10 protein-coding genes are annotated in these 12279 nt (G+C 70.1%); 6 read left to right on the top strand and 4 right to left on the bottom strand.

Going from position 1 to position 12279, the window contains the following annotated elements; translation table 11 throughout:
- Positions 1 to 70 precede the first annotated feature (70 nt).
- The gene (locus tag ACFWNN_RS06460; RefSeq protein WP_382438840.1) at positions 71 to 475 is read right to left on the bottom strand and encodes an ATP-binding protein; all 405 of its coding nucleotides are present in this window, start codon (positions 473 to 475) and stop codon (positions 71 to 73) included.
- 92 nt (positions 476 to 567) lie between these two features.
- On the opposite strand from ACFWNN_RS06460, the gene ACFWNN_RS06455 reads away from it, so the two are divergent.
- From ACFWNN_RS06455 to ACFWNN_RS06445, 3 genes are all read left to right on the top strand, one after another.
- Positions 568 to 1851 (top strand): hemolysin family protein, encoded by a 1284-nt coding sequence (locus ACFWNN_RS06455; RefSeq protein ID WP_382438839.1) that lies wholly within the window; start codon positions 568 to 570, stop codon positions 1849 to 1851.
- Between the two features lie 67 nt (positions 1852 to 1918).
- Positions 1919 to 2857: an RNA polymerase sigma factor RpoD/SigA gene (locus ACFWNN_RS06450; protein WP_382438838.1), complete on the top strand. Its 939-nt coding sequence runs from the start codon at positions 1919 to 1921 to the stop codon at positions 2855 to 2857.
- Between the two features lie 164 nt (positions 2858 to 3021).
- Complete coding sequence (locus tag ACFWNN_RS06445; RefSeq protein WP_382438837.1) at positions 3022 to 4836, top strand: S8 family serine peptidase; 1815 nt, start codon at positions 3022 to 3024, stop codon at positions 4834 to 4836.
- On the opposite strand, the gene ACFWNN_RS06440 is transcribed toward ACFWNN_RS06445, so the two are convergent.
- Positions 4833 to 5660 carry a phosphotransferase family protein gene (locus ACFWNN_RS06440; protein WP_382438836.1) on the bottom strand — a complete coding sequence of 276 codons (828 nt, stop codon included), beginning with the start codon at positions 5658 to 5660 and terminating at the stop codon, positions 4833 to 4835. The two genes, ACFWNN_RS06445 and ACFWNN_RS06440, sit on opposite strands and share 4 nt — an antisense overlap.
- 40 nt (positions 5661 to 5700) lie before the next feature.
- Here ACFWNN_RS06440 and ACFWNN_RS06435 point away from each other — a divergent pair, with 40 nt between their 5' ends.
- On the top strand, positions 5701 to 8466 hold the full coding sequence (locus ACFWNN_RS06435; RefSeq protein ID WP_382438835.1) for an AAA domain-containing protein: 2766 nt from the start codon (positions 5701 to 5703) through the stop codon (positions 8464 to 8466).
- A gap of 54 nt (positions 8467 to 8520) precedes the next feature.
- Here the strand turns inward: ACFWNN_RS06435 and ACFWNN_RS06430 are convergent, their stop codons facing one another.
- Both ACFWNN_RS06430 and ACFWNN_RS06425 read right to left on the bottom strand, forming a co-directional pair.
- Positions 8521 to 10008, bottom strand: a complete 1488-nt coding sequence (locus ACFWNN_RS06430; protein WP_382438834.1) for an alpha/beta hydrolase — start codon at positions 10006 to 10008, stop codon at positions 8521 to 8523.
- Positions 10009 to 10097: 89 nt separating this feature from the next.
- Positions 10098 to 10235 (bottom strand): hypothetical protein, encoded by a 138-nt coding sequence (locus ACFWNN_RS06425; protein ID WP_382438833.1) that lies wholly within the window; start codon positions 10233 to 10235, stop codon positions 10098 to 10100.
- Positions 10236 to 10506: 271 nt separating this feature from the next.
- Here ACFWNN_RS06425 and ACFWNN_RS06420 point away from each other — a divergent pair, with 271 nt between their 5' ends.
- Both ACFWNN_RS06420 and ACFWNN_RS06415 read left to right on the top strand, forming a co-directional pair.
- The gene (locus tag ACFWNN_RS06420; protein WP_382438832.1) at positions 10507 to 11490 is read left to right on the top strand and encodes a ribose-phosphate diphosphokinase; all 984 of its coding nucleotides are present in this window, start codon (positions 10507 to 10509) and stop codon (positions 11488 to 11490) included.
- Positions 11491 to 11529: 39 nt separating this feature from the next.
- Entirely contained in the window at positions 11530 to 12231 is a 702-nt protein-coding gene (locus ACFWNN_RS06415; RefSeq protein WP_382438831.1) for a DUF427 domain-containing protein, read from the top strand.
- Positions 12232 to 12279: the final 48 nt, after the last annotated feature.

Raw genomic sequence — 12279 nt, 5'->3', positions numbered from 1 at the left:
ACGTCGAGACTCGGAGAATCCCGGCGCAAGTCCTATCCGTGCCGTGTCACGAGTCGTCTGGGCGAAACGCCTAGGCGACCTGTGCGTCGATCTCGGCCCAGATCGTCTTCCCGCCGGTGAACTCCTTGGTGCCCCAGCACCGCGAGAGCTTGGCGATCAACGTCAGGCCACGTCCCCGCGTCTCGCCGAGCCGTGAGTGGCCCAGGTTCGGCAGCTCGGCCGGAGTGTGGTCGTCGACCTCCACCCGGACGAAGTCGGTATGTCGCTGGACCCGCACTGCTCTGGGTCCCGAAGCGTGCTCGTAGGCGTTGCTGGCGAGTTCAGTGCACACGAGGAGAACGTCGAGCCGGACGTCCTCCGACAAGTCCCTCAGCAGGGTTCCGATCCACACGCGCATGGCGGCGAGGTCGGGCTCGTCCTCCGGCAGGGTGTGCACGGTCCTCGCGGAAGTGCTCAGCACTTCTGGGGTGTCCATCTCCATCCCACCTCGTTCGGGGCCTGGCCCTCCTGGCTTTTCAAGACGGCCGTCAGGGTGCGAAATACCACCGTGCGTGCTACCCCAAACGCGTGGATGGTTATGGCTTCAACCTCGCGCTGGTCGCGGTCCTGGTGTTGCTCAACGCGGCGTTCGCCGGCAGCGAGATGGCCTTCGTGTCGTTGCGCGAAGGTCAGCTGCGGTCGCTGGAACGCGAGGGGCACCGCCGGCTCGTCCGGCTCGCACGCGATCCGAACAGGTACTTCGCGACGATCCAGATCGGCATCACGCTGTCCGGGTTCCTCGCCTCGGCGACCGCGGCGGTGTCGCTCGCGGCACCGATCGTGCCGTTGCTGAGCTTCCTCGGCGGCGCCGCGAACGGGGTCGCGATCGCCCTCGTCACCGTGGTCCTGACGTTCGTCACACTCGTCTTCGGCGAGCTCGCGCCCAAACGCCTCGCGATGCAGTACGCCGTGCGGTGGACGAAGATCGTCGCGCGCACGCTCGACTTCCTCTCGACGATCTCGCGTCCCGCTGTGTGGCTGCTCTCGAAGTCGACCGACGTCGTGGTGCGCGTGTTCGGCGGTGACCCGAACGCCGAAGAGGAGCAGATGTCACCGGAGGAGCTGCGCGATCTCGTTGAGGTGCAACAACATCTGAACCAGGAACAACGCACGATCATGACCGGCGCGCTGGAGATCCACGAACGCCGGCTGCGTGAGGTCCTCGTGCCGCGCAGGCAGGTGACGATCATCGAATCAGGTTTGGGCATCCCCACCGCGCGGGAAGTCCTTGCGAGGTCCGGACATTCACGGGCGCCGGTGACCAGGGACGGTCACCTGGACGACGTGCTCGGCGTGGTGCACCTGCGTGACCTGCTCGACGACACCGCGGTGCTCACCGACGTCGCCCGCGCGCCGATGGTGCTGCCGGACTCCGTGCGCGTCACGGACGCGTTGCGGCGCATGAAGGCCGAGCACGAGCAGCTGGCGCTCGTGGTGGACGAGCACGGTGCGGTGGACGGCATCGTGACCCTGGAAGACCTGCTGGAGGAGATCGTCGGTGAGATCTACGACGAGACCGACTCCGACGTGGTGGCGGTCAAGGCCCAGGCCGACGGGTCGCTGGAACTGCCCGGCACGTTCCCGGTGCACGACCTCGTCGACGTCGGCGTGGAGCTGCGGGACGCGCCGCAAGGCCAGTACGCGACCGTCGCCGGACTGGTGCTGCTGATCCTGGGCCGCATTCCAGAAGAACCAGGCGACGTGGTCGAAGTGTCAGGATGGAGCATCGAGGTCCTCGACGTCGAACACCACGCGATCACGCAGGTGAGGCTGAGGTCACAGCCGAAACCGCGGAATGAAGTGGACCTCTGAACCGTTACACACCTGTGCAGCCACCTTCTGGCTGCACCACCTGCCAACGGAAACGGGGGGATTTGTCATGCCTGCAGATCTGAAGAACCGCGCGTCCGGGCAGCAGGACGGGGACTCGGTCGGCCAGTACCTGCGCGACGTGGGCCGCACGCCGCTGCTCACGGCCGACGAGGAGGTCGACCTGTCGCGGCGCATCGAGGCCGGTGTCTACGCGGCACATCTGCTCGAGACCGGCGAGACGAAGCGCGACCGCCGGATGCTGCGCAGGCTCGTCGTGGAGGGCGAGCGCGCCAAGGACCACATGATCCGCGCGAACCTGCGCCTGGTCGTGTCGGTCGCGAAGAAGCACTCGTTCCGCGGCCTGCCGTTCGGTGACGTGGTGCAGGAGGGGAACCTCGGCCTGATCCGCGCGGTCGAGAAGTTCGACTACGCCAAGGGCTACAAGTTCTCCACCTACGCCATGTGGTGGATCCGCCAGGCGATCGAGCGCGGCCTGGCCGAGCAGACCCGCACCGTGCGCCTGCCGGTGCACGTGGTCGAAGAGGTCAACAAGCTGAAGAAGATCGGGCAGAAGCTGTCCGCGGCGCTCGGGCGCGACGCGACGGTCGAGGAGATCGCCGCCGAGGCCAAGTGCACGCCGCGACGCGTGCAGGACCTGCGCGACGCGGCCCGCACGTGCGTGTCGCTGGAGACGCCGGTCGGCGACGAGGGCGACTCGGTCCTGGGCGACCTCATCCAGGACACCGACGGCGTGTCGGCGCCCGATCTCGTGGAGCAGCAGGAGTTCACCGAGGGAGTTCGCTCCCTGTTGGACGTCCTGCCCGAACGGCAGGGCCGCATCATGCGCCTGCGCTACGGCCTGGAGGACGGGCGTGCCCGCACCCTGCAGGAGGTCGCGGAGGAGCTCGGCCTGACCCGTGAGCGGATCCGTCAGCTGGAGAAGCAGTCCCTCGCCGTCCTCAAGCAGTCGGGCGACCGGGACGATCTTTTCGCGCTCGCCGGCTGACAACCGTACGAAAGTCGCTTGTTCTACTCCTTGTCGCAACTAAAGACTCATCACGTCCGATAACGGACTAACGCTGTTTCGCAACCGCGTGTGACCGCAACGCAGTAGGGCCGTCGAGGGCCGGCCCGCGGTCGCACGCGGTTCCCTGCGATCAAGGAGCAGTGATGAGACTACGCACCCTGCGCACGCTCGGGGTGGCGGCCATCGCCGTCGCCACCACCGTGCTCGCGCTCCCCCAAGCTGTGGCCGCACAGCCTGAGGGCCCGATCGTTGCCGAGAGCGCGCCCAACGCGGTCCCGGACAACTACATCGTGGTGCTGAAGAACGACCTGACCCAGTCCCAGGTGGCCGGCCGCGCCGGTGACCTCGCGACCAAGTACGGCGCGAAGCTCGGCTTCACGTACAAGGCCGCGTTCAAGGGCTTCTCCGCGACGCTGTCGAAGCAGCAGGCCAAGCGCCTCGCCGCCGACCCGGCCGTCGCCTACGTCGAGCAGGACCGGACCGTGCAGGTCCTGACCGACCAGCTCAACCCGCCGTCGTGGGGTCTCGACCGCATCGACCAGGCGAGCCTGCCGCTCGACTCGAAGTACAGCTACAGCACGGGCGCGTCGAACGTGACGGCGTACGTGATCGACACCGGCATCAACTACGACCACGCCGACTTCGGTGGTCGTGCGTCGTTCGGCTTCGACGCGTTCACCGACGGCCGCAACGGCAAGGACTGCCAGGGCCACGGCACGCACGTGTCCGGCACCGTCGGCGGCGCGACCTACGGCGTGGCGAAGAACGTCAAGCTCAAGGCCGTCCGCGTGCTCAACTGCGCCGGTGGCGGTTCCGTCGCCACCGAGGCGGCGGGCGTCGACTGGGTCACCGCGAACGCCGTCCTGCCGGCCGTCGCGAACATGAGCCTCTACACCGGCACCGCGAACGAGCCCAGCCGCGTGCTCGACGACGCCGTCCGCGCGTCGATCGGCCGCGGCGTCACGTACGTCGTGGCGGCGGGCAACTTCAACGACGACAGCTGCAAGTACTCGCCGCAGCGCGTCACCGAGACGATCAACGTCATGGCGACGGCCCGCACCGACGCCCGCGCGTCGTTCTCGTCCTTCGGCACCTGCAGCGACCTGTTCGCTCCCGGCCAGGACATCGTCTCCGCGTCGTACAGCAACAACACCGGCACGGCCACGATGAGCGGCACGTCCATGGCGTCCCCGCACGTCGCGGGCGCGGCGGCGCTGTACCTCGCCGACAACCCCGGCAAGACCCCGGCCGAGGTGCACGCGGCGATCCTCGCCCAGGCCACCCCGAACAAGGTCACCAACCCGGGCGCCAACACGGCGAACCTGTTGCTGCGCACCAACGTCGGCGGCGTTCCGGGTGTCTCGGTCACCAACCCGGGCAACCAGAGCACCGCGCTGAACGGCACGGCGAACCTGACGCTGTCGGCGTCCGGCGGCACCTCGCCGTACACGTGGACGGCGACCGGTCTCCCGACCGGCCTGGCGATCAACTCGTCGACCGGAGTCATCTCCGGCACGGCGACCGTCGCGGGCACCTACAACGTGACCGCCACGGCCACCGCGACCGCCGGTGGTTCGGGCAGCACGTCGTTCACCTGGACGGTCGGCTCGGCGACCTGCGCCCCGCAGACCAACGGCACCGACGTCGCGATCCCGGACAACACGACCGTGACGTCGACCGTGGTGTTCAGCGGCTGCACCGGCACCGCCTCGGCCAGCAGCAAGGTCGAGGTGCACATCAAGCACACCTACAAGGGCGACCTCGTGGTGGACCTGGTGGCGCCGGACGGCTCCGTCTACAACCTGCACAACCGCTCGGGCGGCAGCGCCGACAACATCGACCAGACCTACACGGTCAACCTGTCGTCGGAGACCCGCAACGGCACCTGGACGCTCCGCGTCCGCGACGCGGCCACGGCCGACGTCGGCACCATCGACACCTGGACCCTGACGCTCTAAAGGGCTTCTAGTGTCGTTCTGAAGTAGTGCATCGAGAGCTCCGCGTCCCGCGACCGTTCGTGCGGGGCGCGGAGCTTCTCGATGAACTGGGCGATGTCGTCGAGGCTCCACCGCAGCGCGTAGAACGGGCTCTGGCCGCCGGTCAGCCACAGGTCGCGTTCCGGCGGGGCGAGGCCGACGGTGTCCCAGTCGACCAGCTTCAGGCCGTCGGCGGTGCGGATCACGTTGCCCGCGTGCGGTTCGCCGTGCGTCACGACCCGTTCCGGCGGCAGCGCGGCGGCGAGCCGGTCCAGTTCGGTCAGTCGCGCCCGCACGACTTCGGCGTGGGCGACGAAGATCTCCCGTGCGGAGGTGGAGAACCACTCGCCGGGGTCGTCGAGCAACGCCGCCAGCGTTGCTCTGCCGGGAAGGTCGAGGGCTGCGGCCGGTGTGTGCGGCGGTGGTGAGCAGGCGTGCAGCTCGGCCAGCAGCTCGTTCACCCCGGCCGGGGGAGGATTGCCGAACGTGCCGGCTTCCCCTGCCACGAAAGGGAAGACGCTCAGCGCGTACCGGCCGTTGAGCAGCACCACCGTCTCGCCGTCGTCGGCCCGCAGCGGTGCCACGACGAACGGCAGCGCGCTCAGGCTCGCGGTCGTCTCCATCGCCTGCCGCAGACCGTCCAGCGGCTTGGCCGTCAGGTCCGCGACCGACGTGAAGTGGTCGCCGGCGCTCCAGTGGTAGTCGCCGAAGCCGAGCGGCGCGTAGACGGGCGTGCCGGTGACGCCGAACCGGGCGAGCCCGGCCGCGAGCTCGTCGTCGGACAGGCCGACGGGAAGATCTTCCACAGCCGACGAAGCTACCGGCCCGGATGGCACGATGGCGCGCGTGAACCCCTCCGCCGTCCTGCGCACCCTCGCCCGCCTGAGCGCGGCCGAGCAGCCGCAGAAGCTCCAGCTCGACCTCAGCAAGGCGGCGGGGCTGCTGTGGCTCGGCGACCACGAGCCGTCGTGGCGGGCGATCACGCTGGAGCAGGAGGGCCCGCACTGGACGCCGGTGTCGTGGACCGCGCCGAAGCAGGTCCGTGCCGAGGTCACGCACCTGGCCGCGTTCGACGCGTTGCACCAGGAGGACCGGCTGCTCAGGCTGGGCTGGGCGTTCCTGGCGGGTCCGGCGCAGATCGGCGGGCAACGGCGGCGCGTGTGCCTGCCGCTCGTGTCCCGGCCGGTGCGGCTGCATCACGGGATCGGGCTCGGCTACGCCTTCCACGTCGCCGGTGACGCCGGGGTGTTCCCGCTGATCGACGACTGGGCGCAGGCCGCCGAACGGGAGGCCTCGCTCGCCCCCACACCGGAGTGGATCGCCGAGACGCTGCGGCTGGCCGGGTTCGGGGACGTGCCGATCGTGTCCGACGACCCCAAGTCGTTGATCTCCGGCAGCGAGCTCAAGGTCGCGCTGGGGGCCGGGCTGCACGCCGGGGAGCCGGTCGTGAAGACCGAGCACGGCACGGCGTTGTTCGACTGGTCGGGCAAGAAGGGACTGGAGGGCACGGCGTTCGCGGCGCTGTACGGGGCCGCGAGCGAGCCGGACGAGCACGACGAGCCGATCAGCTCGGCGTTGCCGCTCAGCCACAGCCAGATGCGCGCCGTCGAGCACGCGCGGCGAGCGCGCATCACCGTCGTGGGCGGGCCGCCCGGCGCGGGCAAGACGCACACGCTCGCCGCGCTGGCGCTGGACGCCGTGGCGGCGGGGAAGTCCGTGCTGCTGGCGAGCCGCACCCGCAACGCCGCCGACGTGCTCGGGGCCGCGTTGCGCAAAGCGGGCGGGCCGGTGCCGGTGCTGTTCGGCGACTCCGAACTGCGGCAGGAGATGGCCCGCGAGCTGAGCGACGGGCTGACCGCCACGAGCGATCCCGGCAAGCTCGCTCACCTCGACCAGGAACGGGTCAGGGCCGCTGCCGCGGTCGCCCGGATCGAACGCACCGTCGGCGCCACACTCGCCGACGAACGGCTGGCCGCCGAGGCGCGCAGGCACCAGGCGTTGATGCCGGCGCATCGGGAGGTCGCCCCGAAGGCGTTCGACTCAGGCGTCGATTTCGTTCAGCTGCAAGGACTTCTGGCCCCGCGCACCGGATTCCTCAGTGGACTCCGCACGAGCTGGGCGCTGGGCAAGGCTCGCAAGCTCACCGGCGCCGGTGAGGCGTCCACAGAGGACCTCGTGGCGGCCGTGGAGGCGGCGGAACAGACCGCGGCGGCCGTCCGGGTCGCCACGAACGGCACGACGTTCGGTGAGCTGCGGCCGTTGCTGGCCGAGAACGACGTGCACAGCCGCGCCGCGACGGCCGCGTGGCTCAGGGAGCTCTCGGTCAGCCGCCGGGGAGCGGGCGCGCGCCGGGCGGTGGCGGCGCTCGCGAAGGCGTTGCGGTCCGGACGGGCCGCGCGCCGGCGTGGACTCGCCGAGATCGACAGCGCGGACCTGGTGGCGGCACTGCCGTTGTGGGTCGGCACGCTGGCCGACGTGGAGGACATCCTCCCGCCGGTGCCCGGCACGTTCGACCTGGTGATCATCGACGAGGCGAGCCACGTCGACCAGCCGCTCGCCGCGCCCGCGCTGCTGCGCGGCAGGTCGGCGGTCATCGGCGGCGACCCCCGGCAGCTGCGGCACGTGTCGTTCGTCAGCGACCAGGCCGTGCAGGCCGCCGTCGACGCCGAGGGCACCCAGGCCCTGCGCGACCGCCTGGACGTGCCGAAGGTGAGCCTCTTCGACGCGGGCGCGGCCACGGCGGGTGTGCACTGGCTCGACGAGCACCACCGCTGCGCGCCGCACCTGATCGGGTTCGCCGCGACCCGGTTCTACGACGGCCGGATCGCGCTGCTCACCACCCATCCGTCGATCGCCGACGTCGACTGCATCGACACCGAACGCGTCGACGGCGAGCGCACCACCAAGGGCGCCAACCAGGCCGAGGTGGACGCCGTGCTGGCCCACGTCCGCAAGCGGATCGCGGCGGGCGTGCGGTCGATCGGCGTCGTGACGCCGTTCCGCGCCCAGGCCGACGCCGTCGAGGAAGCCCTGCTCGGCGAGCTTTCGCTGGACGAGATCACCACCGGCGGCGTCCGCGCGGGCACCGTGCACGGCGTGCAGGGCAGCGAGTTCGACGAGGTCGTGATCAGCCTGGCCGCCGACGCCAAGCCGGGCGCGTGGCGGTTCGTGAACGACCGCAACCTGCTGGCCGTGCTCACCACCCGCGCCCGGCGCCAGGTGCACGTGATCACCTCGGTGGCCGAACCGCCCGGCCTGATCGGCGAGTACCTGCGGCACGCCGACGTGGCGCCGACCGAGACCGCCGGTGAGGAGCCCGAGGACGCCTGGACCTCGAGCCTGGCGCGGGAGCTGCGGACGGCCGGGCTGACCGTGCGGACCGGGTATCCGGTGGGGCAGTGGCGGGTCGACCTGGTGGTGGGGGAGAAGGAGAACGCCGTCGCGGTCGAGACGCGCCCGCACCCGTTGGGGGAGCAGGCGCACCTCGCACGGTGGCGTGCGCTCGGCCACGCGGGGTGGCGGGTGCACGACGCGTTCGGGAGCAGGTTCGGCGACGACCCGGCGCGGGGTGCGGTGGAACTCGCGCAGGAGTTGGCGCTGGGGGACCGGTGAGGCTCGGCGGGGTGCCGGGCTGCGCGGCCACGACACCCCGCCTGGCGGCCTCCGCTACCTCCGGGCCGGCTTGAACAGCGGCTCCGCCTTCGCCACCGACGGCAGGAACGGGTTCGGGTTCGCCGGGCACACCGTTCCCACCGCGGGCAGCTTCCCGTCCAGCAGGTAGGCGTTCGTGTGGTCCGTGGCGCACTGGCTGATCCCGTACGCCGTGTGTCCCCATCCCGCGTACGCGAGCAGACGGCTGCCGGCGATCTGCCGGTTCACGGCCTGCGCGCCCCGGAAGTCCGTCACGCCGTCGAAGTAGTTGCCCACCACCAGGACCGGCGCGTTCGTGCGGGTGCGCCACGGCCCGGTGAAGCGGTCCTCGTTGACGGGCCAGTTCGCGCACGCCGCGTTGCCCCACCACCAGTACGGCCCGAACTCGGAACCCCTTGCCGCGTAACGGGAAGTCGCCTGGTACGACTCGAACGCGCGGGGGAACTCGATGTCCGCGCACACGTTGCCGTTGTAGGAGTCGAACCCGTTGGGGTAGTCCGCTTCCGCCGCGACGGAGAGCGAGCCCGCCGCGTCGGACAGCTGGTCGAACAGCGCGGCGGTGTCCGGCCAGTCCGACGGCGAGTACATCGCGCCGGCCGCCGCGCCGATCACGGCGTCGTAGGTGTAGACCTCGTCGCCGAGCTGGATCGGCTTGGCGCGCACCGACTTCAGCAACGCGTTCCAGCGCTGCTCCGACTTCGGCCCGAACGCGCAGGCCGCCTCGTCGCAGGTGCGCAGGAACTCGCGGAACTCCTCCTTGGTGGCGATGCGGTCCGACTCGATCTGCCGCCCGCTGGACCACAGCTCGGGGTTCAGCACGCCGTCGATCACGAGCGCGCGGATGTTGTTCGGGAAGAGGTTCGCGTAGGTCGCGCCGAGGAACGACCCGTAGGAGAAGCCCAGGTAGTTGAGCTTGCGGTCGCCGACGGCGCGGCGCAGCAGGTCGAGGTCGCGGGCCACGTCGGCGGTGCTCATGTGGCGGGCGATGCGCTGGTCGTCGCGGCACTCGGGGCCGAGCGAGCGGTAGCGGTCGTAGAACGGCCGTTCCTGCGCGGCCTGGTACGGGAAGCCGGGGACGCCCTCGAAGAACTTCTCCAGGTCGGCCTCACTCGCGAAGCAGTGCAGCGGGTCCGACCTGCCGATGCCGCGCGGGTCGAACCCGACGATGTCGAACCGGCCCTGCAGGTTCGCCGAGAGGGTGGTGCCGGCGCCGAGCGCGAAGTCCACACCGGATCCGCCGGGACCTCCGGGGTTGAGGAACAACGACCCGATCCGGCGTGCCTTGTCCGTCGCGGGTTTGCGCGCCAACGCGACCGTCGTCGTCGCGCCGCGCGGGTCGTCGTAGTCGAGCGGCACCTTCACGGCGGCGCACTCGAAGCCGGGGTTCTCCGGGCCGCACGACGCCCAGCTGATGCGCGGGACGGCCACGTCGCCCGACGCCTGCACGGCAGGCGTGCCGGTGATCATGAGCGCGGCCGCGGCGGCCAGCACGGTGAGACGCATCGACAAGCTCCCCTTCGTCCGCGAAGGGCTCTTCCTATCGGCTCACCACCGGGCACGTCGACCGCCGAAAGTCGTGTCCGGGTCGCGCGTCAGTCCGGCTGCCGGTGCTTCTGACGCACGCCGAGCCGGTCCGCGATCTGGTCGTGGATGGGCGTGCTCATCACGATCGGGCTCGTCGGCGGCGCCTGGGTCGCCGTTGTTCCAGGCGTGTCCGGGTTTTCCTGCATGGAGGGGAGCGTAGGGATGGTCATTGACCCCTCAACGACGCTGATCAAGAAATCACTCTGGCTCTACCCCAAGAGGTGAATCGGATTCCCCCGATCTATACCGAGCGTGCCGGTCTGGAGCTGGTAACGGACCGCGTGTGGGTGTCCTCGATCGGGTTAACTCGAATTGCGCAGCGACGTGGAATCTCAGCGGTCGGACGCGCGGATTGCGGGACGGCGACGGGATGCTGAACGATCGGGGGCAGGTTCGGACGAGCGTGGAGCGTGGGAGATGGTCAGCGGCAAGCCGGGAGTGGCCAAGCGACAGCTCATCCTCCTCACCGGCAGAGCCCACCCGGAGCTCGCCGAGGCCGTGGCCAAGGACCTGGGCGTGGCGATCACCCCGCAGGCGGCCTACGACTTCGCGAACGGCGAGATCTTCGTCCGGTTCGAGGAGTCGGTGCGCGGCGCGGACGCGTTCGTCATGCAGAGCCACAGCGCGCCGATCAACGACTGGTTGATGGAGCAGCTGCTGATGGTCGACGCGTTGAAGCGCGCCTCGGCCAAGCGCATCACGGCCGTGATGCCGTCGTATCCGTACGCGCGCCAGGACCGCAAGTACGCCGGGCGTGAGCCGGTGTCGGCGCGGCTGATGGCGGACATGTTCAGGACCGCGGGCGCGGACCGGATCGTGACGGTCGACCTGCACACCGCCCAGGCCCAGGGCTTCTTCGACGGCCCGGTCGACCACCTGCACGCGATGTGGCTGCTGAGCGATCACGTCGGCAGCCGGTACCGGGGCGAGGACCTCACGATCGTGTCCCCGGACGCCGGTCGCACACGACTCGCCGAGAAGTGGGCCGACCTGCTCGGCGGCTGCCCGATCGCGTTCATCCACAAGACCCGCGACCCGTTGCGCCCCAACGAGGTCATGGCCAACCGCGTCGTCGGTGACGTCGAGGGCCGCACGTGCGTCGTGGTCGACGACATGATCGACACGGCGATGACGAGCACGTCGGCCGCGCGGCAGCTGCTGGAACAGGGCGCGAAGGACGTGATCCTCGTGGCCACGCACGGCGTGCTCTCCGGCGAGGCCTACGACCGGCTGATCGCGAGCAAGGCGCGCGAGGTGATCCTCACCGACACCCTGCCGATCCCGCACGAGAAGCGCTTCCCGGGCCTCACGGTGCTGAGCATCGCGCCGCTGATCGCTCGGGCGATCCAGGAGGTCTTCGAGGACGGCTCGGTGACGAGCCTCTTCGACGGCAACGCCTGATCGGGAAGCACCGGCGCCTCACCCGTGTTCGTATGTGGCATGGGCGACAAGAGGGTGGAGCTTTCGGCGAAAAGGGTCCGCGCGTACTTCGGCGGCGAGCTGGTCGCGGACACGACCGCGCCGCGCCTGGTGTGGGAGATCCCGCACTACCCGCAGTACTACGTGCCGCTGTCCTCCGTGCGCGCGGAGCTGAAGCCGACGGACGAGAGCGGCGTGTTCGACGTCGTCACGCGCGGTGGCGCGGCGGCGGGCGCGGCGCGGACGTTCCCCGACCCGGAGCTGGCCGACCTCGTCCGGTTCGAGTTCGGCGCGATGGACGAGTGGCTCGAAGAAGATGAGCCGATCTACGTCCACCCGCGCGACCCGTACAAGCGCGTCGACGTGCTGGCCAGCTCACGGCACGTGCGGGTGGCGTTGGACGGGGTGACCCTGGCGGCGTCCTCGCAGCCGCGGATCCTGTTCGAGACGAGCCTTCCACCGCGCTACTACCTGCCGTTGAGCGACGTCCGGTTCGATCTGCTGAAGCCGTCTTCGACCCAGACGCGGTGCCCGTACAAGGGGACCGCCGACTACTGGTCCGTCGAGGCCGGCGGCGTCGTGCACGAGGACCTGGTGTGGATCTACCGGTCGCCGCTGCCCGAGAGCCAGAAGGTCGCGGGCATGGCGTGCTTCTACAGCGAGAAGGTCGACCTCTTCCTCGACGGTGAGCTCCAGGCGAAGCCGAATACTCCCTGGTCATAGCTACGTACAGCGAGTCCTAGTTCACAATCTGCAAACTTGCAGTGACTG

The organism is Lentzea sp. NPDC058450, from assembly GCF_042721395.1.
Classification (GTDB): Bacteria; Actinomycetota; Actinomycetes; order Mycobacteriales; family Pseudonocardiaceae; genus Lentzea.
The sequence above is the reverse complement of the archived record's forward strand: the minus strand, read 5'-3'. Positions and strand labels throughout refer to the sequence as shown.

Bases quoted from the DNA above. Each gene is read 5' to 3' on its own strand.
- ACFWNN_RS06460 (WP_382438840.1), bottom strand. From the start codon at position 475: ATGGACACCCCAGAAGTGCTGAGCACTTCCGCGAGGACCGTGCACACC.
- ACFWNN_RS06450 (WP_382438838.1), top strand. From the start codon at position 1,919: ATGCCTGCAGATCTGAAGAACCGCGCGTCCGGGCAGCAGGACGGGGAC.
- ACFWNN_RS06445 (WP_382438837.1), top strand. From the start codon at position 3,022: ATGAGACTACGCACCCTGCGCACGCTCGGGGTGGCGGCCATCGCCGTC.
- ACFWNN_RS06430 (WP_382438834.1), bottom strand. From the start codon at position 10,008: ATGCGTCTCACCGTGCTGGCCGCCGCGGCCGCGCTCATGATCACCGGC.
- ACFWNN_RS06425 (WP_382438833.1), bottom strand. From the start codon at position 10,235: ATGCAGGAAAACCCGGACACGCCTGGAACAACGGCGACCCAGGCGCCG.
- ACFWNN_RS06420 (WP_382438832.1), top strand. From the start codon at position 10,507: ATGGTCAGCGGCAAGCCGGGAGTGGCCAAGCGACAGCTCATCCTCCTC.
- ACFWNN_RS06415 (WP_382438831.1), top strand. From the start codon at position 11,530: ATGGGCGACAAGAGGGTGGAGCTTTCGGCGAAAAGGGTCCGCGCGTAC.